Raw genomic sequence first — 23,059 nt, forward strand, 5'->3', positions numbered from 1 at the left:
CTCCGGCAGGCCGCGGGGCGGCGCGCTATTTCGCCTTGGTCAGCTCATCCCACGTCGCCCAATCGATGTCGCGGCCGGGCCAGGCGACTTTCTTGAACGGCCACTTGGAGGCGATCCAGGCGTGGGCCCAGGTTTCGAGCTGCTTGTCGAAGCCGGCGTCATACTCGGCCTTGGTGACCCAGATGCGCACGACCGCGTCGTAGCCGGGGACGGGGCTCGGCGCGACGTAGATGCAGCCGCGCTCGCGCTTGCCATCAGGCGTGAGGACCGAATAGGCGAAGCTTTCGCGGCGCTGGAAGCGGCCGGCTTCGGTCTGCATATCGAGCAGAGCATCCGCATCGCTGATCCCGGCGTGAGGCCAGTCCTTGCTGCGCGTGAAGGTCTGCTGGAGATGCTCGACCGAGGACATGTAGGCATCGAAATCGATCTTCACGAGATCGGGGCCGAGCGGCTGCAGGCGGAAGCCGGGGCCTGTGGCGCTGGTGGGGACGGCAAAGGCAGGCGCGACGAGCGCGGGCACTGGCGGCTCAGCGGCCATGGCAGCGCAGGGCATGGCGCAAAGAATGGCTGCCGGGAGCAGCACTGCGGCGAATAGGATGCGCTTCATGCGTGGTGGTCCCTTGTGTTGCAGGTGCGAAGGTTCCACGCACGAGCGCCGAGGGCAAGCAGGATTTGGGGCTAGGCCGGTCTTGGCGCTTCGGTGAGGAGCGCAGCGGCGCGGCGCAGTGCAGGGATGACCGGCCAGGCCGCGAGCAGCCAGCCGGCAGCGGCACAGGCAAGCGGCAGGGTCAGCGCGACGAGCGGGGCCGAGGTGCCGAACGCGCGGTCTGCCGCGAAGCCTGCAGCGAACGCGCCGACAAGGGGGAAGATCACGAGGCGGGTGGCTTCAGCCAGCGCGGGACGATCGCGGCGCTGGAGCGCGGTGAGCGCCATGGCGACGGCGGCGAAAAGGGCAACGAAGGTGGCGGCAACTGCCGCGCCGAGCGCGCCATAGGGGGCGGCCAGCACGGTAAGCCCGGCAGTGGCAGCAGCGGCGAGGGTCTGAATGGCGAGCACCCTGCCCTGCCGGTCCGTCACGATCAGTTCTGCCGTGGCGACCGCGGTGACGAGCCCGGCCATGCGCGCCACGCAGAACACCGCGACGACGGGCGCGGCAGCGGTCCATGCAGGGCCGAGCGCGAGAGGGACCACGCGGGGCGCGAAGAGCGCCAGCAGCGCGAGCGCTGGCCAGCCGAGCACCGCGAACAGCGCGGCAAGGCGGGGCCAGGCGCCGGGAAGGCCCTCCCCCTCGCCGCGAGCGCGTCCTAACGCGAGTGTGGTCAGCGCGAGCATGCCGGCGGGCTGGACAAACATGTCAGCCAGCGCGGTGACCATGCGGTTCGCCGCGCGGTATAGCCCGGAGGCTGCGGGAGAGAAGACCATGCCGAGCACGAGATCGCCGCTATAGTTGGCAAGGAAACTGACAAGGACCGAACCGAAGCGGCTGGCCGACCAGCGCAGCACTTCAGCCACCAGCGCGCGCGGCGGGGCAGCGAGCGCCAGTGGCGGGCCGAGCGCACCAAGCGCGAGGGCCATGAGCAGAGTACGCGCGTAGATCTGGAGGATGAGCGCCCAGAGGCCCCAGCCACTGGCGAGCAAGGCGATCGCGGCAAGACCCGCGCCGACTTCGGTAAGGACGGTGATGGCATAGTAGCGCCGCACCGTCCCACTGCGCAGCATGAGCGATTCGGCAAAGGCCGCGAGCGCGCCAAGGAGGACCGAAGGGGCCAGCGCGAGGATGACGGGTGCGACACCGCCGCCCTTGAACACGAAGGGTGCGGCAAGCCCGAGCATGACGAGCAGCGCGATCCACACCAGCGCAACCAGCACCGTCGCGGCAAGGCAGGCACCCGCGCCCCGGCGCTGATCGGCATCATGCGAAAGCTTGAGCAGGTACTCGAACGGGCCTGTGTAGAGCATCGTGCGCGCAAGCATGACCAGCGCACCGGCGATGGCGAACACGCCGAAATCGGCAGGCGCGAGGTGGCGGGTGGCGACCAACGTGACCGCAACCATGGCGAATTGCCCGCTGACGCGCGCGGCCATGGCGATCACCGCAGTGCCGCCCCCGGCGCTGGCAAAGCGGAGCAGGCGCGCCTTCATGCCCGATCCGCTCATGCCCTGCGCGCCAGTTCGCGCAGGGAGGACAGCAAGGTCCGGCCCGCGCGGGCCCAGGTGTAGCGCGCGGCGCGGGCGTGGCCCGCAGCGGCCAGTACATCGCGCGGGAGATCTGCGAGCGCGGCGCGCCAGGCGGCGGGATCATCGGGATCGGCATAGCGCGCAGCATCGCCGCACACTTCGGGCACCGCGCCGCAGGGGGCCGCAATGACCGGGCAGCCGCAGAACATGGCCTCCACCGGCGGCAAGCCGAAACCTTCGGTGCGCGAGGGGAACAGCAGGGCCTCAGCCCCTTCATAAAGCGCACGCAGGCCGACATCGTCGCACGGTCCCGCAAACACGGCATCGGGCGGCAGGGCGAGGCCAGCTGCCTCGAGCGCGGCGCGCGGGGGGCCGATGACGACAAGGCGCAAGGGGGCGAGCGCGCCATCCGCGAAGGCAGCGAACACGACCGCGTTGTTCTTGTAGGCCTTGGGGCTGCCAAACATCAGCGCATAGCTGCGCGGTGCGAGGCCAAGGCGGGCGAGCGCGGCGGGATCGGCCTGCGCCTCAAGGATATGATCGGCGCCGTTGTGGAGCACTTCGGCTTCGACCCGTCCCGTGACGCCGCCGCGCGCGAGCTCATCCGCCGAGAACGCCGAGACCGTAAGCACCCGCTCGCTCGACCGCGCCATCAGCGGGGTGAGCAGGCGGTAGCCCATGCGCTGGCGCCAGGGGTAGGAACTGTCTGCCCGGAGGAACTGCGCATCGTGCAGCATGGTAAGCTTGGGGCGGTGCGCGAGCGGCGCGAGATTGGCGAGATTGACGAGGAGCCCGCCCGCCGCGAGCCGGGGCAAGCGCAACTGTTCCCACGCCTGGGAGGCGGGGCGATCATCCTCGATCAGCTGGATGGCGGCGAGCGGCGGCCCTTCGGCGCAGCCCCTGGGCACGATCAGCGCGCATGGAGGATCATCGGGCGCGGGCGCATTGGCGAGGAGATCATCCACTTCGGCGATCAGCCTTGCAGCGACGCGGTGGACGCCGTTGAGCCCCCCGGCGCGGAACTTCCCGTTGAAGACGACGCGGCGCATGCCCCTCACATCCGCTCGATCTTGCGCGGATCGATCCGCCCGCGCACGAGATCGGCCAGCGCGCGCAGGTTTCCGGCGAGACGGCCGGCGCGATCGATATGCGGTTCGGGGAACGGGGCGCGCAGCAGATTGGCGGCAAGGTTGCGCCAGAACAGGCGCTTGGCGAGCCAGCGGGGAATCGTGCCCTTGCGCAGCAGATAGACGATGTTGGCGACCTGCGAATAGCCGAGCCGCCGCCCCGAAGTGCGCCCACCGCGCACGCCGAGATGGACGCCGGTGACGAGGCCGCTGGAAATCAGCCGCCCGCGCCGGGCGAGCTGCATGGTGAGATCGATATCCTCCTGCCAGCCATAAAGCGGCAGCGCCTCGTCAAAGCGCAGGCCGCGCATCAGCGACATGCGCAGCGCCATGTTGCAGCCATAGAGCGCCTCACGCGGGACAATGGCAGGATCGAGCCCCGGGGCATCGCGGGCGATCAGCGTGAGCGCCTGATCGGCGGAGAAGCCGCCGTGGCGCACACCATCCGCCACAAGATTGCCGGTGATCCCGGCTATCCCCGGATCGGAGGCAAACAGCGCTTCGATGGCCGCGCAGTAATCCGGTGCCATGACGAAATCGTCGTCGAGGAAGAGGACGATATCCGCCCGACCCCCAAGCAGATCGAGCGCGCGGTTGCGCTGGCGGCACAGGCCCTTGGGCGAGAGGGCAAGTTCGGGGCAGACATCGCTTGCACCCGCCGTGCCGAAATCATCTTGCGCGGGGGCGACGATCAGCACGCCATCGGGCCGCCGCGTCTGCCGCGCGATGAGACCGACGGTTTCGCGCAGGAGCGCGGGCCGACCGACCGTGGCAATGACGATATGGATACGCAGCATATGCCGCCTGCCCCCAGCCTTGCGCCGCTCCCTGTCGAGTGGCCAGACCGGTCTAGCGGGCGCGCCGCCCCGCGCCCACGAAGGTTGTCTCCGAACCCGACCCGTTAGCGGGCGCGGAAGACGCGGGGGCGGTGGTAGAACAGCCCCATTCCAACAGCAGGATAACGGGCGCGCGCATGAACCAGCCGACCAACAGCCATCCCGAAATCGTCATCAACGGCCGCTTCCTGATGCAGCCGGTGACGGGCGTGCAGCGCGTGGCGCGCGAACTTACCCGCGCGCTTGACCGGCTGGTGGCCGAGGAAGGCTTGCCGGTGAAGCTGCGGCTGGTGTGTGAACCGGCAGCGCAGCTCGACGATCTGGCGCTGCGCGTCACCACGGTGGAGCGCGCGGCGGGCCGATGGAGCGGGCGACTGGGCTGGCATCTGGGCGGGCATGCCTGGGAGCAGCTGGTACTGCCGGGCCGGGTACGCGGCGGGCAACTGCTCTGCCTTGGCAATACCGCGCCCGTTGCCGCGCTGCACATGCGGCAGGGAGTGACGGTGATGATCCACGACCTTTCCTATCGGCAATTCCCCGGCGCCTATCGGCTGCACTACCGGCTGGGGCACCGCTTCATGCTGCCTTCGCTGCTGCGCCGGGCGAGGACGATCCTCACCGTTTCGGAGCGGGAGAAGGCCATGCTGGCGGCGCTGCGGCCCGAAGCGCGCGTGCGCATCCGCGTGGCGCAGAACGGCGGCTGGGGCGCCGCAGCCCCGGTAGAGCAAGCCATGGCAGCGCAAGGAACGCTGCCGGGGGGTCAGGAGCCGGAGCCGGGCTACCTGCTGTTCGTGGGCTCCCTCTCGCGGCGCAAGAATATCCACGGCGTGCTGGAAGTGGCCGTGCGGCTCGCGCGTGAGGATGGTATGCGCACGCTGATCGTGGGCGCGGGCAGCGATATTCTCTCGCCGATCACGGAGGACATCCCGGCAGACGTGGCGCATCTGGTGCGCTTTACCGGGCCGGTGACGGAGCTCGATGCGCTGGGGCGGCTCTATCGCGATGCAGGCTGCCTGCTGTTCCCCTCGTTCTATGAGGCGAGCCCACTGCCACCGATCGAGGCGATGCATTTCGGCTGCCCCGTGGTCGTCTCCGCCATTCCGGCGATGACCGAGCGTTGCGGGACGGCAGCGGTCTACTGCGATCCCGATGATGTGGACGACATGGCGGCGGCAGTGCGGCGGGTGCTGGCAGATCCGGCGCCGTATGCCGCCCGGGGCCGGATCCATGCCGCGCACTGGACCTGGCGCGATCAGGCCACTCGCGTACTGGAAGCGGTGCTGGGCAAAGCCGCGATGAAGGCCAACGAAAATGCCCACCGGGACGCGGCAGGCGATCCGGCGGGCGAAGTTTCAGGTAACGGCATCGTCCTTGCAGAGGCCGCTCAGCAGGCTCCCTGGCCGCGCAGCACCGAAGGCACAGTGAGCAGGAGGATGGCAAGGTTGAGCGCCAGCGAGCGCGAGCGGGCGTAAGTGAGGTCGAAGGCGACGCGGCGGCGGTAGGTCGTCTGGTCCTGCCGCTTGACCTGCCATAAGCCGGTGATGCCGGGCTTCATGCTGCAATAGACCGGGAAGTGGCGGCCATAGCGCGCCGCCTCCGCCGCGACGATCGGACGCGGGCCGACGAGGCTCATTTCCCCGCGCAGGACGTTGACGAGCTGCGGCAGCTCATCAAGGCAGCTGCGACGCAGGAAGTGGCCCACGGCCGTAATGCGCGGATCGCTGCGCAGCTTCTGCGTTTCGGTCCACTCGGCGCGCGCGGCGGGATCCACCTCAAGCAGGCGAGCGAGGCGCGCATCGGCATCGACCGTCATCGAGCGGAACTTGAAGCAGTGGAACGGACGACCGCCCTGCCCCAGCCGCTTGTGCGCGAAGAGAAGCGGCCCGGGATCGAAAAGCTTGATCGCCAGCGCGACGGCCAGCAGCGCCGGCACCAGCAAGGTGAGCGCCGTGACCGCGACGACAATGTCGAACAGGCGGATGGCTGTGGCATGGCGCGTGGGCGGCTCTACACGGCGCGGCGGCAGCAAGGGCTGCGCCGGCAGCGGCACAGAGGTGAGTACACGCGGAGGCGGAACAGGACGTGCAGCAGGAGCAAACGCGGGGGCGGCAAGTTCGGATGCCCAGGGCTCTGCCTGGGCTGGCATGAGGCTGTTCACTGCTCAGGTCTCCATCGAGGCCCGCACGCCGGAAAGTGGCGGCTGTCGGGTCATGATGCAGTGCAGCGGGGTGCCGGTCAGGCGAGGATGCCCCCGGGACGGTTGGATAAGGATGCAGCGAAGTGGTTGACGCGAATGCCCTCAGGCGAGGTGGCTGGCGCCCCACAGGATGGCCGCCCAGAGCAGCAACGAGCTCGCCAGCGGAAAGGCGAGGCGGAACCAGCCGGGGTAAAGCTGATCGGCTTCGGCCTCCGGTGAGACAGTGAGCTGCACCAGTTCGGCTTGCAACTGGTGCACCGGCGAAGGCGCAGGAACCGCCAGTTCATCGGCAAGTCGGGCCACCGAAGATGATGATGCAGGCGCGTCATGTGCCTGTGGCGCAATTGCGGACGGCACGACCGAACGGGCAGAAGCAGGGCTTTCGGGGCGCGGCTGGACAGCAGGCATGAGGGTTCCTCCGCGCTCCAGACTAGCGCTGCGGAGTGAAGCGAGACTTGCCCGAATCTATGTATTTTTACTTAAGTATATGCAGTGCAATGAAAAATTTATTGCGCCGCACAATCGCCTCCAACTTGGAGCAGTCTAGGCTCGATCTGCCTGAGCGAGCGGTTCGCCATCGACCGGGTAGCCCGCATCGGGGGGAATCAAGAGCCACCGTTCGCCATCGCGCAGTTCGATCCGCGGCGTGACGGTCACGATGGGCGTGGCCAGCGCGTGATCCCGCGCGGCGGCGAAGTGGCTGAATTGTGCCAGCCGTTCGAGATTGCGGCGGGTGGGGAAGATGATCTTGATCGCCTTCTCGTCGGCAAGGCGCAGCGCCTCGGCCGCGCTGGCCCAGAACAGGTGGCGATTCTCGGTAGTATCGGCGGTGACTTCGACTGCGCCGGTGCCGAGATCCGCCAGATAGAAGCGCGTATCGAACACGCGCATGTTGCGATGGCGCGGCCACCAGCGCGCGAAGGGCACGAGCGCTTCGAAATCCAGTTCCCAATCAAACGCTTCGAGCACATCGGCAAGGCGGCCAGTATCGAGCAGCAGGCGCCGCGCGGCGGCGGCGCGCCCCGCATCGATTGCGCCGGCCAGACCAACCGCCAGGCCGGTTTCCTCGAGCGTTTCGCGCACCGCCGTGATGCGGCCAGCGGCATCGGCGGGATCGAGCGAGAGACCGGTGCGGGCCATGAAGGCTGCGGCGAGTTCGAGATCGGCGGGATCGACCTTGCCGCCGGGGAAAACAGTCGCCCCGCCGGCAAAAACGAGGCTGCCCGAACGTTCGACCATCAGGATCTGGGCTGGGCCACCAGCGGAATCGTGGCGGAACACCACCAGCGTGGCAGCCGGAGTGGCGGGGGCAGCGTCGGCGTGTTCGCCCATGTCATCGAGTTCGTCCATATCGCGACCATGCTACAGGGTGCACGGGCTTGCCAAGCTCTGCGGCACCGGTTTGCCGCATTCTCCCCCAAAGTGAGAGGCCCCTGTCGGCAGACTTTACAAATTGCGGACCAGCCTGCGCCTCACCTTCGCGAGATCACTTAGTTTTTGGGCCATTTTGCAGTTTGGCACGCCCCATGCATAGTCTCCTATGTCCTGAGAGTGTCTTCCCAGAGGCGGAACCGTCCCCCCGGTCTCCCGGTTCCGCCTCTCCAGGCCCCACCGCCTGACAAGCCCCGCGCGCGGATCCACCCCCCACCTGCGCGCGGGGCCGGACGGCCCTCCCCCACCAGTTCCTGAAACGCAAAACGCGGCCCCGCTTGTGGCGGAGCCGCGCTTTGCATTGCGCCAGAGTGGAAGTTTCAGGCCTGCACGACCTGAGCATCTACCATGAGCTGGTGGAGCTCGCCGGCCTGATACATTTCCATCATGATGTCCGAACCGCCGACGAATTCGCCCTTCACGTAAAGCTGCGGGATCGTCGGCCAATCGGAGAAGGACTTGATCCCCTGACGGATTTCCATGTCCTGCAGCACATCGACCGAGGCATATTCGACGCCAAGGTGATCGAGGATGGCGATCGCCTTGCTCGAGAAGCCGCACTGCGGGAACAGCGGCGTACCCTTCATGAACAGGACGACGTCGTTGGTGCCGACGATTTCAGCGATGCGTTCGCCAGTGGAGTCTTTGGGGGTGGACATGGGCTTTTTCCGGGTCTTTCGTGGCTTTGCGTGAAGTTCAGGTGGGGACGCCGGTGGTCACTTGCAAGGCGTGGAGTACCCCGCCCATGCGCTCACCCAGCGCGCCGTAGACAGCCTTGTGCCGGGCAACGCGGCTGAGACCGGCAAACGAGGACGCAACGACATGGGCGGCATAGTGATCGCCATCACCGGCGAGATCGGTGATCGTGACCTCTGCATCGGGAATCGCGGCGCGGATCAGCGCCTCGATCTCGGCCGCTGGCATCGGCATCAGGCGTCGCCCGTGATCTGGCGGCGCGCTTCGATTGCCTGTTCGGCGAGCGCGGCGCGGATCTCGGCCTCGTCGATCTCGACCTTGGCCATCGTGAGATCGCCCAGCAGCTTGCGCACGACGTCCTCGTCGCCGGCTTCCTCGAATTCGGCCTGAACGACGGCGCGGGCATAGGCCTCCGTTTCGGCGGCATCGAGGCCCATACGCTGCGCCGCCCAGTGGCCGAGCAGCTTGTTGCGGCGGGCCTGGATACGGAACAGGGTATCTTCATCGTGCGCGAACTTGGCTTCCTCGGCGCGTTCACGGTCCTGGAACGAGGTCATGGCTGGTCTTTCCTGTGGCTCGCGCCCGCCTTGGCGGCGGGCTGCTTCAATCCCGAGGGATAGTGGCGCGCGCGCACGGCTGCAAGGGCGCGTGGCGCGAAATCAGCACGCTATTCAAGAGCAAGCCCCGTCCACCTGGCGAGGAATGCCAGCACGTCGGCGCCATTGGCGATGACCTTGTCGACCGGCTTGCCGGGGCCATGGCCGGCCTGCGCCTCGACCCGCAGCAGATGCGGGCGCGCGCCGAGATCGGCCGCCTGCAGCGCGGCGACATATTTGAAGCTGTGCGCCGGCACCACGCGGTCATCAGTGTCGGCAGTGGTGACGAGAATCGCAGGGTAATCCGCGCGGGGGCGGATGTTATGATAGGGCGAATAGGCGCGCAGCACGCGCCAGTCCGCTTCGCGCGAGGGGCTTCCGTAGTCATCCACCCAGAACCGGCCCGAGGTAAACCGGTCGAACCGCAGCATGTCCATCACGCCGACATCGGGATTGGCCGCGGCAAAGAGATCGGGGCGCTGGTTGATCACCGCAGCGACGAGCATCCCGCCGTTCGATCCGCCCTGAATGGCAAGCCCGCCCTTGGCAGCGATGCCCTCCTTGAGGAGGTATTCTCCGGCGGCAATGAAATCGTCGAAGCTGTTCTGCTTGTTGGCGAGGCGGCCGGCATCGTACCACGCGCGGCCAAACTCGCCGCCGCCGCGGATATTGGCGAGCGCGAAGACGCCGCCCGCTTCGAGCCAGGCCATGCGCACCGCCGAATATCCCGGCGTGAGCGCGACATCGAAGCCGCCATAGCCATAAAGCAGCGCGGGCGCGGCGCGGTTTGCGGCAGCCAGGCTGCGCTTGCGCACGACATACATCGGCACCTTGGTCCCATCCCTCGAGGGGAAGCTGCGCTGCTCGACGATGTAGTCATCGGGGTTGAAGGACAAGTGCGGGACGGCGAACGGTGTCGCCGCGCCGGTGCGCGTATCGAGCCGGAAAATCGCGGACGGCTGGTTGAAGCTGGAGAACTGGTAGAACGTCTCCGGATCGCCAGGGCGACCACCGAAGCCGCTCGCCGCGCCGATCGCGCCAACGGTGATGGCCCGCTTGGGCCTGCCCTTGAGATCGGTGACGACGGCATAGCTGGAGCCGTGCTGGAGATAGGAGAGGATCAGCCGATTGCCGACAATGCGGCCGGCATCGAGCGTATCATCCTTCTCACCGATCACGTCGCTGATTGCGAAGCCGCCCTTCCCGCTGCGACCGAGATCGACGCGCACGAGGCGGTAGTGCGGCGCGCGGGCATTGGTGATGAACCAGAGGCGGTCGCCGACACCTTCGACGAACTTCCAGTCGTCGGTCATTTCTGGCGCGATGGGAACCGGGGTCCAATCCTGCGCCTTCCCGCGCGCAAGGGAGATCACCTGCACGGTACGACGCGGGAGCGTGCTGGCAGAGGACAGGATCACCGCCCAGCGGCCATCCGACGAGACCGAAACGCGGTGGTTCCAATCGCGGTGTTCGGGCGTTGCATAGACCCGCACATCAGCGCTCTGCGGTGTGCCGACGCGGTGGAACCAGATCGCCTTGTCGAACACTTGCGCGCGGTAGGCCTCACCCGCTGGCGGCTCCGGATAGCGCGCATAGAGGAAGCCGGCATCACCGACCCAGCCGATCGCGGTATCGTTGGCCCATTCGAGCCGGTCTTCGAGCATCCTGCCCGACGCCACCTCGACGACGCGGACCGTGCGCCAATCGCTGCCATCGCGCTGCTGGGTGAGCGCGAGGAGATGGCCGTTCGGTGAGGGCACCCAGGCATCGAGCGTGCGCAGGCCGCCATCAGCACCGGCTTCCCAGGCATTGGGATCGACAAGAACGCGGCCCTCGCCGGCAAGCCCCTCGCGCACCTGCAGCACGGCCTGGTTCTGGAGGCCGCTGTTGCGCGTGTAGAAGTAGCGCCCCCCCGCCTTGCGAGGCAGGCTGAAGCGTTCGTAGGCGAAGAGGCTGCGGATCTTCTCGCGCAGCGCATCGCGGCCCGGGAGCTGGGCGAGATAGGCCGAACTGGCGGCGTTCTGCTGCGCCACCCATGCAGCCACTTCGGGGCTGGAGCGCACATCGGCCTCGAGCCAGCGATAGGGATCGGCCAAATCCTCGCCGAACTGGTGCTCGATCAGGGAATCGCGGCGTGTTGGCGGGTAGTGCGGGGCCGAGAAAGCGGTGATGCCGACCTTGTCCCAGGCCCGCTCCGGGTTGCGCTCGGTGGTGGAGGGCTGCACGCCGTCGGTCCCGGTATAGGTCGACGGGCCGCGAACGGGCGCAGCCAGCGCCTCGGCCTCTTCACGGGCCATGGCCCCCGGCACCGGCAACAGGGCTGCCAGAACCAGGACCGCCCTTCCGATCCTTCCCACGATTTTCATGCTTTTCTGGGAACAGGTTAGCACCACCGGGGGGAGTGGGCGAGAGCGAATTTTTACGTGGCGCAGCGGAAGGAATGGGCAGGGAATCGGGGTGTTCCGCCCGGCCGGTCGGCGTTGTGCGGTGCGGTTCTGGTTCCCCGCCTTTGGGGGAAAACGGGGATGTGGGCGCGGCGGTCAGGATCCAAATGAAAAGGGCGGAGCCTTGCGGCTCCGCCCCAGTTTTTCCCTTGCGGGATCCGGCGGCCTTAAGCCGCTTCGTATTCGTCTTCGTCCGCGGTCAGCACCGGGCCGGAATCGAGGCCCTTTGCGCTGGTGTCACGGTCGACCAGCTCGATCACGGCCATCGGAGCAGCGTCCGAGGCGCGGTAACCGGCCTTGATGATGCGGGTGTAGCCACCGGCGCGGGCGGCATAGCGCTCGGCTAGGGTGGTGAAGAGCTTGCCGAGCTGCGCGTCGTCCAGCAGGCGGGCGTGCGCGAGGCGGCGGTTCGAAAGTCCGCCATGCTTGCCGAGCGTGATCAGCTTTTCGATGTAGGGGCGCAGTTCACGCGCCTTGGGCAGCGTGGTGGTGATCTGCTCGTGCTTGATGAGCGCGGCCGCCATGTTGCGCATCAGCGCGCGGCGGTGCGAGGATGTACGACCCAGCTTGCGCTGGCCCAGCTTGTGACGCATCGGTCTTCTCCGTTCGTTAGGGGCCCGTATCAGGTAGCCCGTACCAGGCGGCTGTCAGGGTCGCCGCCAAGAACCCGTTGGGGCACGCCCTTGCGGAACGCGCCCCCAATTTCGAGTTAGCCGAGCAGTTCCTGCTCAAGCTTCTTGGCCATCTCTTCGATGTTCTCAGGCGGCCAGCCGGGGATGTCCATGCCGAGGCGCAGACCCATCGAAGAAAGCACTTCCTTGATTTCGTTGAGCGACTTGCGGCCGAAGTTCGGCGTGCGCAGCATCTCCGCTTCGGTCTTCTGCACGAGATCGCCGATGTAAATGATGTTGTCGTTCTTGAGGCAGTTGGCCGAGCGGACCGAAAGCTCGAGTTCGTCCACCTTCTTGAGCAGGTAGCGATTGAGCTGGTTCGCGTCGCTTTCCTCGGGCGTGTGGACGGCCATCCCTCCACCCATCGCCGGCACATGGCCGGTGGGCAGCTGATCGTCGAAGTGCACGAAGAGCGAGAGCTGGTCCTGCAGGATGCGCGCGGCATAAGCGACCGCGTCTTCCGGCGTGACGGTGCCGTCGGTTTCGACCATCAGGCTCAGCTTGTCGTAGTCAAGCTCCTGGCCGATGCGGGCGTTGTCGATCTTGTAGGAGACCTGGCGGACCGGCGAGTAGAGCGAGTCGACCGGGATCAGCCCGATCGGCGCATCGATCGGACGGTTCGACACGGCGGGGACGTAGCCCTTGCCGGTGTCCGCCGTCAGTTCCATGTTGAACGTCGCGCCCTCGTCGAGGTTGCAGATCACGAGGTCTTTGTTCATGACCTCGATGTCGCCGCTCACCGCGATGTCGCCCGCCTTCACTTCGCCCGGGCCGGTGGCCGAAAGCTGAAGCCGCTTCGGGCCTTCGCCCTGCATGCGGATGGCGATCTGCTTCACGTTGAGCACGATGTCGGTCACGTCCTCGCGCACGCCGGCGAGCGAGGAGAATTCATGGAGCACGTTCTCGATCTTGATCGAGGTAACCGCCGCCCCCTGAAGCGACGAGAGCAGCACGCGACGCAGCGCGTTGCCGAGAGTGAGACCGAAGCCACGCTCAAGCGGCTCGGCGACGAAAGTCGCGCGGCGCTTCGAATCGTTGCCGGGCTTGATCTCGAGGGAGTTGGGCTTCTTCAGTTCCTGCCAGTTCTTGATGTTGACAGTCATGGAATTCCCCTAGGGTTATCGGAGGAGACCGGCGATTGGCGACGAGGCCAATGCCGGTCAGAATATCGGGCGGGCGTGAAACGCGGGACGCGCCCCGCGCTTTCGCCCGCCAAAAGCAGGATCAGACGCGGCGACGCTTGGAAGGACGCACGCCGTTGTGCGGGATTGGCGTCACGTCGCGGATCGCGGTGATCGTGAAGCCAACCGCCTGCAGCGCGCGCAGCGCGCTTTCGCGGCCCGAACCGGGGCCCTTAACTTCGACTTCGAGCGTACGAACGCCGTGTTCGGCGGCCTTCTTGCCCGCGTCGTCAGCCGCGACCTGCGCGGCATAGGGCGTCGACTTGCGGCTGCCCTTGAAGCCCATCATGCCAGCCGACGACCACGAGATGGCGTTGCCCTGCGCGTCGGTGATGGTGATCATGGTGTTATTGAAGCTGGCATTGACGTGCGCGACACCACTGGTGATGTTCTTGCGCTCCCGCCGCTTGATACGCTGAGGTTCGCGAGCCATTTTCTGAAATCCTGTCGAAATAAGTTGCTGCGAAGTCGGGGCCTGGAGGCCGCCTTACTTCTTCTTGCCGGCGATCGCCTTAGCCTTGCCCTTGCGGGTGCGGGCGTTGGTGTGGGTGCGCTGACCGCGAACGGGCAGACCCTTGCGGTGACGCAGGCCGCGGTAGCAGGCCAGGTCCATCAGGCGCTTGATGTTCATCGCGGTTTCCCGGCGAAGATCGCCTTCCACGGTATGATCGGCGTCAATCGCCTCACGGATCTGAAGCACTTCGGCGTCCGACAGATCCTGCACACGGCGGGCGTGATCGATACCGAGCTTGTCGGCGATCTGCTTGGCCTTGTGCGCACCGATTCCGTGAATGTAGGTCAGCGCAATGATCACGCGCTTGTTGGTGGGGATATTGACCCCGGCAATACGAGCCACTTGTTTCTCCATGCTCCACAGGGCGAAGGCGGCAGCGCTGGAAGCGCCGGGCCAAACCCCATCTCATCGCGATTCACCCGGTTGAACTAAAGCAGCCTCGCCAGAAGGAACCCAAGAAAATCAAGGATTCCCAACCGACGCCAAAGCCCTTGCCGTATCGAGTGAATGGCGCGCTTAGGACGATTCGAATTAAGCGTCAACCACTAAGACGCGCCAAAGCGTGGCCCGCGCGCCTCTGGGGCACGGCCGTGCAATGATGATGGAGGATTATACCGTATTGGCCGGACAAGGTCAAAGGGCTCTGCTGGATCGGATCAATCTGACCGGCCCGTCTGCTTGTTGTTTCGACCTGCCCTGCTAGCGTTGCGGCGGGGCAAGGCGGGGGCGATCATGCATGGCGGCTGAAGTAAACGAGCGTACGCTGTTCCGAAGGATTGCCTGGCGCACGCTGCCGCTGATCCTGCTGAGCTACTTCGTGGCGGTGGTCGACCGTTCGAACATCAGTTTTGCCGCCAAGACGATGAATGCCGACCTCGGCTTCAGCGAGACGATCTACGGGATTGGCGCCTCGGCCTTCTTCCTCGGCTATTCGCTGCTCGAAGTGCCGTCCAACCTGCTGCTTGCGCGGTTCGGAGCCCGGGTCTGGCTCGCGCGGATCATGCTCACCTGGGGGCTGATCTCGATACTCACCGCCTTCGTCCACACGCCCTGGCAGTTCTATGCGATGCGCTTTGCGCTGGGCGTCGCAGAGGCGGGCTTTTATCCGGGCGTGATCCTCTACCTTTCCACCTGGTTTCCGGGCGAACACCGCGCCTGGGCGATCAGCCGGTTCTACATTGCGCTGCCGCTTTCCTACGTGGTGATGGGCAGCATTGCCGCGCCGCTTCTCGCGCTCGACGGGGCGATGGGCGTTCAGGGCTGGCAGTGGCTGCTGATCGTGGAAGGGATACCATCGGTGCTGCTCGCGCTGGTGCTGATCGCCGCGCTGCCCGACCGACCGGAAACCGCGCCATGGCTGAGCGATGCGGAACGCGCCTGGCTGAACGGCGTACTGCGGCGCGAGGCGGCCGCTGCGGGTGCGCCTTCGCACAACCTCCTGCGCGCGCTGACCAATCCGTTTGTGCTGCTGCTGGGCGGGGCCAATGCGCTCAACTACGTCGCGATCAACGCGATCGTGTTTTCCGCCCCCAAACTGCTGGCACAAGGCACCGGGCTCGATACGGCAGGCGTGGGTCGGGTGGTCGCAGTTGGCGGTGTCGCGATCGCGCTGGGGCTGCTGTCGGTGAGCGCGCTGGCGGGGCGGACCACGGCGCGCACGCTGGTGACGTATGCAGGTTTCATGGCGTTGGCGGCGGCGGGGCTCGCACTGCTGTGGCTGGGCGGATCAGGCGCGAGCACGATCGGCGGCTACGTGGTGTTCATCGCGGCCGCGCAGACAGCCGGGATGCTGCCGCTGGCAGTAATCAGCCGCCTGATCCCCGAGGGCGACCGGCCGGCGGGCCTCGCCATGGGCAACACGATCTCGCAAGGGGGCGCTTTTTTCGGTCCGATCACCTGGGGCGTGCTGGCCGATGCGACGGGGAGCTATGCCACGGGTGTGGCGCTGCTGATCCCGATTTCCCTCGCGGCGGCGTGCGCTGCGCTGGTGGCGCGGGCGCGGAGCATGCGGCTGGGGTGATCCGCTCCAGCGCCGTGTTTGCCCGCGATCAAGGAGCGGGTGCTGCCCCCAGCGCCGCATCGAAGGCGGCATTGGCATCGCGGTGGGCATCGACCTCCGGATCAGGCGCCTTGGCGGCAGGCTTGGTCGAAGGTTTGGTCCCCGGCCTGGCAGCAGCCTTTGCCGGCGTCTTGGCAGGGGTTTTTGCAGGCGCAGCAGCAACAGACTTCGCAGGCGGCAGATAGCCCGCCTTGACCGGTGCTTTCGCGGCAGGCGCGGGAGTTGCAGCGGTTTTGGTTGCGGCGGTGGCGGGTGCGGGAGCAGGTGCTGCGTCAGGCTTGGGGGCCGGCTTTGCCTCAGGCTTGGCCCCGCCCTTTGGCGCAGGCTTGCCGCCTTTGGGCGGCAGGCTGAAGGTTTCCGCGCCCTTGAGCGGTTCGACTGATGGCGCGGGTTCGCCCTTGGCTGCGGCATCGCCTTCCGGCGCGGGCTTCGGTGCCGGATCGGCAATCGGTCCAAGCTTGCCGGCAAGGCTGGCGAGCTGCGCTGTCAGCATGCGGTCAACCGCAGGCGCGATCTCGTCGACCTTGTAGCGCATGAAGCCGCCAACGACATATTCGAACAGGATGCGCGAGCCCTTTTCGGTAGGCTTGACCGTGATCGTCATCGTCGCGGAAAGCGCCTCGCTCTGCAGGGGGCCGAGCGCGCCGACGAGGCGCATCGCGCGAGGCGGCTCAATATAGATCACGCGCATGTGCTGCACGCCGCCGGGCTTCTGGGTGGCTGGAGCGCCATCGGGGCGCGGCAGGACTTCGCAGAAGCAGCCGCCGACTTGCGGATCGAGGCTGAGGTTCGCCGCGTCGCCCGAAAAGGTGTGCTGGCTTTGCCACCATTGCGCGGGGGTGAGGATGGTTTTCCACGCTTCGGCGGGCGTTGCGGAGACCTCGCTGGCGAGGCGAACGACGAAGCCCGTCTCGGTGCGGGAGACTACCTCGGCATGGGCGGCAGGGGCAGCAAGGGCGAGCCCAGCCACGATGAGGCCCATGCCCCATAGCCCACGCCCGATGTACCGCATGTCCAAAACCCCCGCCTTTGCACCTGTATAGGTGCCCCGACGTAAGTCTTTATACGAGAATGGCCTCGATGGCACCCGTCACGGCATCCATATCCGCCATTCCGTCGACGCGGGCAACGATGCCGCGCGTTTCGTAGATGGGGAGGATCGGCGCGGTCTTGGCGCGGTATTCCGCCAAGCGCGTGCGCACGGTTTCCTCGTTGTCGTCCGGGCGGCGCTTGAACTCATGGCCACCGCACTTGTCGCAAGTGCCTTCAACGGCGGGCTTCTCGAACGTGTCGTGATAGCCCTTGCCGCAAGTGGCGCAGGTATAGCGTCCGGTGATGCGTTCGACGAGCGCGTCTTCGTTCACCTCGAGCTCGATCACGTGATCGAGCGTGCGGCCACGCGAGGCGAGGATGGCATCGAGCGATTCCGCCTGCGGCGCGGTGCGCGGGTAGCCATCGAAGATGGCGCCCATGCCGGCGGGCATGGCATCGAGTTCATCGCCGATTAGAGCCGAAACGATCTCGTCCGAGACGAGCTCGCCCGCTTCCATGACGGCCTTGGCCTTGAGGCCGACCGGCGTGCCCGCCTTGACAGCGGCCCGCAGCATGTCGCCCGTCGAGAGCTGCTTCATGCCATGCCGCTCGACAAGCCGCTGCGCCTGGGTACCCTTGCCGGCTCCCGGCGGCCCCAACAGGATGATGTTCACGCCTGCAATCCCCTCTTAACCGCCCGCCTCACCGTCCGACCCTGCTCAAGACAGAGGTGCGGACCGTCGTTCAGCGCGTGCGCCCCTTAAGCTTGGCCTTCTTGATGAGGTCGCCATACTGGTGCGCCAGCAGATGCGACTGGATCTGGGTGATCGTATCCACGGTCACGTTGACCACGATGAGCAGGCTGGTGCCCCCGAAGAACAGCGAGCCCATGCCGGTTTCCGCCATGATCGCCTCGGGCACCACGCAGACCGTGGTGATATAGGCCGCGCCCAGCACGGTGATGCGGGTCAGCACGTAATCGAGATACTTCTCGGTGTTCTTGCCGGGACGGATGCCGGGAATGAACCCGCCATTGCGCTTGAGGTTGTCCGCCGTCTCTTCCGGATTGAACACGATCGCGGTGTAGAAGAAGCTGAAGAACAGGATCCCGAGCGCATAGAGGATCATGTACACGGGCTTGCCGTGGCCGAGGTACTGGTTCAGCCCGACGATGACCTGGCCCATGGTGCTATCGGGCGAGACCGAGCGGCCGGCGAACTGCGTGATCGTCAGCGGCAGCAGCAGCAGCGAGCTGGCAAAGATCGGCGGGATCACGCCTGCGGTGTTGAGCTTCAGCGGCAGGTGGCTGCGGTCCGCCGCCATCATCCCGCGCTGGGTAACGCGCTTGGGATACTGGATCAGCAGGCGGCGCGAGGCGCGCTCGAAGAAGCAGATGAAGATCACGACGCCAACGAGCAACAGGACGATGCCGGCGATGAAGATCGGGCTCGTCGCGCCGGTGCGGCCCTGCTCGAAGAGGTTGCCGAAGAACGTGGGCATCTGCGCCACGATCCCGGCCATGATGATCAGCGAAGTGCCGTTGCCGATGCCGCGGCTGGTGATCTGCTCGCCCAGCCAGAGCAGGAACATGGTGCCGCCGATGAGGCTGATAACCGCACCGACGCGGAACAGGTAGCCGGGATCAACCACCGCCTGCAGGCCGCTCGAGGCGCTGAATGCCTCAAGCCCGACGGCGAGGAACCAGCCCTGGATCGCGGTGAGGAACACCGCGCCGTAGCGGGTGTACTGGTTGAGCTTCTTGCGCCCGCTTTCGCCTTCCTTCTTGAGCGCGGCGAGCGCGGGATGGAGCGAGGACGCGAGCTGCACGACGATCGAGGCGGTGATGTAGGGCATCACGCCGAGCGCGATGAGGCTCATGCGCTGGAGCGAACCGCCCGAGAAGGCGTTGAAGATATCGAGAACACCGCCCTGCGTGCGCTTGTAAAGCTCTTCCAGGATCATCGGGTTGACGCCGGGCAGCGGCACAAAGCTCATGAAGCGGAACACGACGAGCGCGCCCACGGTGAACCAGATGCGCGACTTGAGTTCGGTCGCCTTCGAGAAATTGGCCAGGTTTAGCGTGCTGGCGATGTTGTCGGCGCGGGATGCCATGTTCGGGTTTCAAGCCTTGCTGCTGGGCTGACTGCAAGCGGTGCCGCAGTGCCTATGTGGCTAGCCCATATAGGGAGGGTTCGGCAATGTCGAACCCCCGTTCAGCGATTTATCGGCGCGGGAGAGCCGAGACGCAAACGGGGGCCAGGTTTCCCCGGCCCCCGCATGCGCTGCATGCCTTACTTGGCGGCCTTCGCCACCTTGTTGGCTTCGCGGCGAACCGTCTTCTTCTCGTGCTCGCTGGGTGCTGCCTCGGGCAGGGTCACCGCGCCGCCGAGCGCTTCGACCGCAGCGCGGGCGCCCTTGCTGACGCCTTCGACGTGGAAGCTGGCCTTGGTGGTGAGTTCACCCTTGGCGAGGAGGCGCACGCCGTCCTTGCCGCCACGCGCGAGGCCGGCGGCCTTGAGCGCGGCATGGTCGATCACGCCATCGGCGCTGAGCTTGCCGGCGTCGATCGCCTTCTGGATCATGCCGAGGTTCACTTCGGCGAAGTCCTTGGCGAAGATGTTGTTGAAGCCGCGCTTCGGGATGCGCATGTGGAGCGGCATCTGGCCGCCTTCGAACCCGTTGACCGAGACGCCCGAGCGTGCCTTGGCACCCTTCTGGCCGCGCCCTGCGGTCTTGCCCTTGCCGGAGCCGATGCCGCGGCCCACGCGCATGCGGCTCTTGCGGGCGCCATAATTGTCGGAGAGTTCGTTAAGCTTGGTCATGTCGTAGCACTCGCTTTCGCTTTGAGTCGCGCTGATGGGAGGTGGGCCCTTAGGCGAAGCGGGCAGGAATGTCACGCACGTATCGGGACAATCGGCTGCTTTCCAAGGATCGGCGCCTCGGATAGACCTGTTGCGCAGGAAAAGAAAACACGCGCGAGAGGAACCCGATGGCCAAAAGCAAGCATGTCCGCCTCATGGTGCTGAGCCTTGCAGCTACACTGCCCTTCCCCCTCGCCACCCCCCTCGCCGCGCAAAGCGTCGCGCCGTCCGGCTCGGCGCCCCTGGGTTCAAGCCAGGGCGACGTCTCGCTCACCATCTACAACAACGATCTCGCGCTGGTGCAGGACAAGCGGCAGATCACCCTGACGAGGGGGACGAGCCGACAGGAATTTCCCGATGTCTCGGCGATGATCCGGCCCGAGACGGTGACGCTGGGCAGCGGCGATGCCGGGATCGTCGAGCAGAACTTCGATTATGACCTGCTCTCACCCGATAAACTGCTCGACAAGGCGGTGGGTCAAACGGTGACGTTGGTGCGCACCAATCCGGCCACGGGCGTGGAAACGCGTGAGCAGGCGACGGTGCTGGCCAACAACGGCGGAACGATCGTGCGGATCGGGGACCGCATCGAAGTGCTCGAAAGCTATGGCGCGCGGATCCTGTTTTCCGGCTTGCCGCCCAGCTTGCGCGCGCGGCCGACGCTATCGATCACGCTCAATGCCGCGAATGCCGGTCCGCGCCCGGTCATGCTGAGCTATCTCTCCTCCGGCTTCGGCTGGAAGGCCGATTATGTCGCGCTGTTCGACGAAGCGGCGGGCAAGATGGACCTGCAGGGCTGGATCACGCTGACGAACAACACCGGCACCAGCTTCCCCAATGCCCGCGTGCTGCTGGTGGCGGGAAGCCCGGGGCAGGACAACAACCAGTACGGCGGCGGGCGGCGGCCCATCCAGCGGCAGGTCGACTTCGTGCCTGGCACCCAGAGCGCCAACCGCGAGCGACTGGGCGATTACTATGTCTATCCCATCTCCGCGCGCACCACCGTGGCCAATGCCCAGCAGAAGCAGGTGAGTTTCCTCGATGTTGCGGGGGCTCCTGCAAGCAAGGGATACTATTTCCGCAACGGCTGGCTGGGCGCATCGGATGAGGCGCAGAGCTTCGCAACCGTTCTCAAGCTTTCGACCGCCAAGGAAAGCGGCGTGGGCGATGCGCTGCCGGCGGGCACAGTGCGCGTCTATATGCGCGATGCGCGCGGGGCGCCGCAGTTCATCGGCGAAAAATCGATCGACCACACGCCGATGGGATCGACGCTTTCGCTGCGGACCGGCGAGGCGTTCGACGTGAAAGTCCAGCCCACGGTGCAGAAGCGTGAGACGATCACGGCGGACGAATGGGAGAGAACCGGTCGCTGGCGGATCACCGTGAACGGCAAGACCGATGACGTGACGGTCGAGCGGCAGAAAGTCTACTGGCGCACCACGATGACCTACAAGGTGACCAATGCGCGGCCCGCGCCGGTGAAAGTGGAGCTGGTACAGGCCGGGCTCGACAACTGGTGGAGCGACACGCGAGTGCCTTCGGAAACCGTCAAGGGTACGCAGCGCACGCTCGACGAGCGGACATGGACGCTCGACGTGCCGGCCAATGGCGAGACCACCCTCACCGTCCAGTTCGACACGCGGTATTGAGCGCGGCGGCGGTGCGGCGCGCGTACTCTCTTGCAGCCCTGGCGCTGTATCTTGCTGCGCCCGCTGCTGCGGTGGCAGGCGAACCGACCGTGCTCTCCGCCGGGCCGGATGCGGTGGGCGTCACGATCTACCGTGCGCCCGACCGTGATGCCGATACCGCGATGAATCTGAACTGGCTCGAAGGCTATGCGCTGATCACCGAGACCCGCACCGTGGACATTCCCGCAGGCGGTGCGACGATCCGCTTCGAAGGCGTAGCCGGCGGCATCCTGCCCGAATCCGCGCTGGTCGCGGGCCTGCCTTCGGGCGTGCGGGAAAAGAACCTCGATGCCGAACTGCTTTCGGCGCGCAATCTCTATGCCCGCGCCTATGGCCGCCCGGTGATCCTGCGCCGCCAGCGCGGAAAGGATGGCAAGGGTACGCTGACCGAGGAGCGCGCGGTGATCCGCTCCGCCCCCGACGGCGCGGCGATCGTGCAGACGAGGGACGGCTTCGAGATCGCCGATTGCGGGCGCGGGATATCCGACGCGCTCGTCTATACCGAGGTGCCCGAGGGGCTTTCCGCCAAGCCGACGCTATCGGTGCGCACCGAAAGCACGGCGGCGCGGCGTGCGACGATCACGCTCTCCTACCTTGCATGGGGCTTTGACTGGCAGACGAATTACGTCGTGCGGCTGAACCCGGCAACCGGCAAGGCGGACGTGATGGCATGGGTGACGCTGGCCAGCAGCGATCCCACCAGCTTTGTCGATGCCGGCACGGCAGTTGTCGGCGGCAAGCTGGACCGCGAAGATGCGCGCGAAGACCAGCAGGAGCAGGACGACGACCTGGTACTGCATTGCTACCTGCGCCCGCAAGTTCCGGCGCCAATGGTGGCGCCACCACCGCCACCGCCAGCGCCGGCACCGGTCATGATGATGGAGGCGGCCGACATTGTCGTAACGGCGCAGCGGCGGGCGGACATCATGCAGGCCGCGCCGATCAAGGTGACAGAGGAAGGGCTTGGCGATCTCAAGCTCTACCGCGTGCCGATCCCGACCACGGTGGCCGCCAATGCGCAGAAGCAGGTGGCGATGCACGAGCTCAAGGCCGTGAAGTTCAAGACCTGGCACACCGCCGATCTCTGGCCCTCTATGGATGGCAATGCCGTGATCAAACTGCGCACCCGCAACCGCAAGGAAGACGGGCTGGGCGTGGCGCTACCGGGCGGACCGGTCGCGGTGTTCGAGCCGCATGGCGGCGATCTGCTGCTCGTCGGCCAGGGCGGCATGCGCGACTATGCCGTGGACGAGGATGTCGAGGTGACGCTCGGCACCTCCCCGCAAGTCCATGTCGCCGTGACGGAAACCGGCTCTGGCAAGAACTGGACCGACTATGAGGCCAAGGTGAGCAATGCCAATCCCTGGTCATTGACGTTTGAGGGAAATGTACGCCTCGGTGACGGGGAAAAGCTCGAGCGCCCGTCCACGCGCCTCACGCGCAAGTTCGGCCGGCCGACCTGGACGGTGAGCGTACCGGCCGAAGGCAAGGCCACCTTGCGCTACCGGGTGACCGACCCGAACTGAGCATGGCGCTCTCGTCCGGGCC

The 23,059-nt window shown here is 66.5% G+C and carries 23 protein-coding genes; 4 read left to right on the forward strand and 19 right to left on the reverse strand.

From position 1 onward, the window contains the following. Positions 1–25: 25 nt before the first annotated feature. The 4 genes from ACO06X_RS06350 to ACO06X_RS06365 form a co-directional block, all read right to left on the reverse strand. Positions 26–607, reverse strand: coding sequence for a twin-arginine translocation pathway signal protein (locus ACO06X_RS06350; RefSeq protein WP_421839111.1), 582 nt, complete (start codon positions 605–607; stop codon positions 26–28). Positions 608–678: 71 nt separating this feature from the next. After that, a complete protein-coding gene (locus tag ACO06X_RS06355) occupies positions 679–2,157 on the reverse strand; it encodes an oligosaccharide flippase family protein (RefSeq protein ID WP_421839112.1) in 1,479 nt (492 codons plus the stop codon). Further along, the gene (locus tag ACO06X_RS06360) at positions 2,154–3,227 is read right to left on the reverse strand and encodes a glycosyltransferase family 4 protein (RefSeq protein ID WP_421839113.1); all 1,074 of its coding nucleotides are present in this window, start codon (positions 3,225–3,227) and stop codon (positions 2,154–2,156) included. Before ACO06X_RS06360 ends, ACO06X_RS06355 begins: the two co-directional genes overlap by 4 nt. 5 nt (positions 3,228–3,232) lie before the next feature. After that, positions 3,233–4,102: a glycosyltransferase family 2 protein gene (locus tag ACO06X_RS06365; RefSeq protein ID WP_421839114.1), complete on the reverse strand. Its 870-nt coding sequence runs from the start codon at positions 4,100–4,102 to the stop codon at positions 3,233–3,235. A 176-nt stretch (positions 4,103–4,278) separates the two neighbouring features. Between ACO06X_RS06365 and ACO06X_RS06370 the strand changes: the two genes are divergently transcribed. Beyond that, entirely contained in the window at positions 4,279–5,613 is a 1,335-nt protein-coding gene (locus ACO06X_RS06370) for a glycosyltransferase family 4 protein (RefSeq protein ID WP_421839115.1), read from the forward strand. Here ACO06X_RS06370 and ACO06X_RS06375 read toward each other — a convergent pair. The 11 genes from ACO06X_RS06375 to rpsM form a co-directional block, all read right to left on the reverse strand. Beyond that, a complete protein-coding gene (locus ACO06X_RS06375; protein WP_421839116.1) occupies positions 5,526–6,299 on the reverse strand; it encodes a sugar transferase in 774 nt (257 codons plus the stop codon). The genes ACO06X_RS06370 and ACO06X_RS06375 overlap by 88 nt on opposite strands. A gap of 141 nt (positions 6,300–6,440) precedes the next feature. Then, positions 6,441–6,641: a hypothetical protein gene (locus ACO06X_RS06380; RefSeq protein ID WP_421839117.1), complete on the reverse strand. Its 201-nt coding sequence runs from the start codon at positions 6,639–6,641 to the stop codon at positions 6,441–6,443. A 240-nt stretch (positions 6,642–6,881) separates the two neighbouring features. Then, positions 6,882–7,688, reverse strand: a complete 807-nt coding sequence (locus tag ACO06X_RS06385) for an NUDIX hydrolase (RefSeq protein WP_421839118.1) — start codon at positions 7,686–7,688, stop codon at positions 6,882–6,884. 401 nt (positions 7,689–8,089) lie between these two features. Then, positions 8,090–8,428 carry a Grx4 family monothiol glutaredoxin gene (grxD, locus tag ACO06X_RS06390; protein WP_421839119.1) on the reverse strand — a complete coding sequence of 113 codons (339 nt, stop codon included), beginning with the start codon at positions 8,426–8,428 and terminating at the stop codon, positions 8,090–8,092. Between the two features lie 37 nt (positions 8,429–8,465). After that, on the reverse strand, positions 8,466–8,699 hold the full coding sequence (locus tag ACO06X_RS06395) for a BolA/IbaG family iron-sulfur metabolism protein (protein ID WP_421839120.1): 234 nt from the start codon (positions 8,697–8,699) through the stop codon (positions 8,466–8,468). Next, positions 8,699–9,022 (reverse strand): DUF1476 domain-containing protein, encoded by a 324-nt coding sequence (locus ACO06X_RS06400; protein WP_298164081.1) that lies wholly within the window; start codon positions 9,020–9,022, stop codon positions 8,699–8,701. The genes ACO06X_RS06395 and ACO06X_RS06400 overlap by 1 nt, the downstream gene beginning before the upstream one ends. A gap of 110 nt (positions 9,023–9,132) precedes the next feature. Continuing rightward, positions 9,133–11,358, reverse strand: a complete 2,226-nt coding sequence (locus ACO06X_RS06405) for a prolyl oligopeptidase family serine peptidase (RefSeq protein WP_421839121.1) — start codon at positions 11,356–11,358, stop codon at positions 9,133–9,135. Positions 11,359–11,672: 314 nt separating this feature from the next. After that, complete coding sequence (gene rplQ / locus ACO06X_RS06410) at positions 11,673–12,098, reverse strand: 50S ribosomal protein L17 (RefSeq protein WP_298164085.1); 426 nt, start codon at positions 12,096–12,098, stop codon at positions 11,673–11,675. A 116-nt stretch (positions 12,099–12,214) separates the two neighbouring features. Next, positions 12,215–13,279 carry a DNA-directed RNA polymerase subunit alpha gene (locus tag ACO06X_RS06415; RefSeq protein WP_421839122.1) on the reverse strand — a complete coding sequence of 355 codons (1,065 nt, stop codon included), beginning with the start codon at positions 13,277–13,279 and terminating at the stop codon, positions 12,215–12,217. Between the two features lie 121 nt (positions 13,280–13,400). Next, positions 13,401–13,790 (reverse strand): 30S ribosomal protein S11, encoded by a 390-nt coding sequence (gene rpsK / locus ACO06X_RS06420; RefSeq protein ID WP_008065643.1) that lies wholly within the window; start codon positions 13,788–13,790, stop codon positions 13,401–13,403. A 54-nt stretch (positions 13,791–13,844) separates the two neighbouring features. Next, a complete protein-coding gene (gene rpsM / locus ACO06X_RS06425) occupies positions 13,845–14,213 on the reverse strand; it encodes a 30S ribosomal protein S13 (RefSeq protein WP_421839123.1) in 369 nt (122 codons plus the stop codon). A 394-nt stretch (positions 14,214–14,607) separates the two neighbouring features. Here rpsM and ACO06X_RS06430 point away from each other — a divergent pair, with 394 nt between their 5' ends. Beyond that, a complete protein-coding gene (locus tag ACO06X_RS06430; protein ID WP_421839124.1) occupies positions 14,608–15,891 on the forward strand; it encodes an MFS transporter in 1,284 nt (427 codons plus the stop codon). A 28-nt stretch (positions 15,892–15,919) separates the two neighbouring features. Here the strand turns inward: ACO06X_RS06430 and ACO06X_RS06435 are convergent, their stop codons facing one another. The 4 genes from ACO06X_RS06435 to rplO all read right to left on the reverse strand — a co-directional run bounded on the left by ACO06X_RS06435 (position 15,920) and on the right by rplO (position 19,784). Next, positions 15,920–16,942, reverse strand: a complete 1,023-nt coding sequence (locus ACO06X_RS06435; protein ID WP_421839125.1) for an SRPBCC family protein — start codon at positions 16,940–16,942, stop codon at positions 15,920–15,922. 49 nt (positions 16,943–16,991) lie between these two features. Then, a complete protein-coding gene (locus ACO06X_RS06440) occupies positions 16,992–17,636 on the reverse strand; it encodes an adenylate kinase (RefSeq protein ID WP_421839126.1) in 645 nt (214 codons plus the stop codon). Positions 17,637–17,706: 70 nt separating this feature from the next. After that, entirely contained in the window at positions 17,707–19,074 is a 1,368-nt protein-coding gene (gene secY, locus ACO06X_RS06445; protein WP_421839127.1) for a preprotein translocase subunit SecY, read from the reverse strand. Between the two features lie 179 nt (positions 19,075–19,253). After that, positions 19,254–19,784 (reverse strand): 50S ribosomal protein L15, encoded by a 531-nt coding sequence (gene rplO, locus ACO06X_RS06450; protein WP_421839128.1) that lies wholly within the window; start codon positions 19,782–19,784, stop codon positions 19,254–19,256. A 167-nt stretch (positions 19,785–19,951) separates the two neighbouring features. On the opposite strand from rplO, the gene ACO06X_RS06455 reads away from it, so the two are divergent. Then, positions 19,952–21,472, forward strand: coding sequence for a DUF4139 domain-containing protein (locus tag ACO06X_RS06455; RefSeq protein ID WP_421839129.1), 1,521 nt, complete (start codon positions 19,952–19,954; stop codon positions 21,470–21,472). Between the two features lie 71 nt (positions 21,473–21,543). After that, entirely contained in the window at positions 21,544–23,037 is a 1,494-nt protein-coding gene (locus tag ACO06X_RS06460; RefSeq protein ID WP_421839130.1) for a DUF4139 domain-containing protein, read from the forward strand. The last annotated feature ends 22 nt before the right edge of the window (positions 23,038–23,059 follow it).

Source organism: Novosphingobium sp., from assembly GCF_965229225.1.
Lineage (GTDB): Bacteria > Pseudomonadota > Alphaproteobacteria > Sphingomonadales > Sphingomonadaceae > Novosphingobium.

Excerpts from the sequence above, each read along its gene's own strand:
- ACO06X_RS06400 (WP_298164081.1), bottom strand. The coding sequence starts at position 9,022 with ATGACCTCGTTCCAGGACCGTGAACGCGCCGAGGAAGCCAAGTTCGCG.
- ACO06X_RS06415 (WP_421839122.1), bottom strand. The coding sequence starts at position 13,279 with ATGACTGTCAACATCAAGAACTGGCAGGAACTGAAGAAGCCCAACTCC.
- ACO06X_RS06435 (WP_421839125.1), bottom strand. The coding sequence starts at position 16,942 with ATGCGGTACATCGGGCGTGGGCTATGGGGCATGGGCCTCATCGTGGCT.
- ACO06X_RS06370 (WP_421839115.1), top strand. The coding sequence starts at position 4,279 with ATGAACCAGCCGACCAACAGCCATCCCGAAATCGTCATCAACGGCCGC.
- ACO06X_RS06405 (WP_421839121.1), bottom strand. The coding sequence starts at position 11,358 with ATGGCCCGTGAAGAGGCCGAGGCGCTGGCTGCGCCCGTTCGCGGCCCG.
- rpsK (WP_008065643.1), bottom strand. The coding sequence starts at position 13,790 with ATGGCTCGCGAACCTCAGCGTATCAAGCGGCGGGAGCGCAAGAACATC.
- secY (WP_421839127.1), bottom strand. The coding sequence starts at position 19,074 with ATGGCATCCCGCGCCGACAACATCGCCAGCACGCTAAACCTGGCCAAT.
- ACO06X_RS06395 (WP_421839120.1), bottom strand. The coding sequence starts at position 8,699 with ATGCCGATGCCAGCGGCCGAGATCGAGGCGCTGATCCGCGCCGCGATT.
- rplO (WP_421839128.1), bottom strand. The coding sequence starts at position 19,784 with ATGACCAAGCTTAACGAACTCTCCGACAATTATGGCGCCCGCAAGAGC.
- rplQ (WP_298164085.1), bottom strand. The coding sequence starts at position 12,098 with ATGCGTCACAAGCTGGGCCAGCGCAAGCTGGGTCGTACATCCTCGCAC.
- ACO06X_RS06365 (WP_421839114.1), bottom strand. The coding sequence starts at position 4,102 with ATGCTGCGTATCCATATCGTCATTGCCACGGTCGGTCGGCCCGCGCTC.
- ACO06X_RS06385 (WP_421839118.1), bottom strand. The coding sequence starts at position 7,688 with ATGGACGAACTCGATGACATGGGCGAACACGCCGACGCTGCCCCCGCC.
- ACO06X_RS06355 (WP_421839112.1), bottom strand. The coding sequence starts at position 2,157 with ATGAGCGGATCGGGCATGAAGGCGCGCCTGCTCCGCTTTGCCAGCGCC.
- ACO06X_RS06455 (WP_421839129.1), top strand. The coding sequence starts at position 19,952 with ATGGCCAAAAGCAAGCATGTCCGCCTCATGGTGCTGAGCCTTGCAGCT.
- ACO06X_RS06430 (WP_421839124.1), top strand. The coding sequence starts at position 14,608 with ATGGCGGCTGAAGTAAACGAGCGTACGCTGTTCCGAAGGATTGCCTGG.
- ACO06X_RS06350 (WP_421839111.1), bottom strand. The coding sequence starts at position 607 with ATGAAGCGCATCCTATTCGCCGCAGTGCTGCTCCCGGCAGCCATTCTT.
- ACO06X_RS06360 (WP_421839113.1), bottom strand. The coding sequence starts at position 3,227 with ATGCGCCGCGTCGTCTTCAACGGGAAGTTCCGCGCCGGGGGGCTCAAC.
- grxD (WP_421839119.1), bottom strand. The coding sequence starts at position 8,428 with ATGTCCACCCCCAAAGACTCCACTGGCGAACGCATCGCTGAAATCGTC.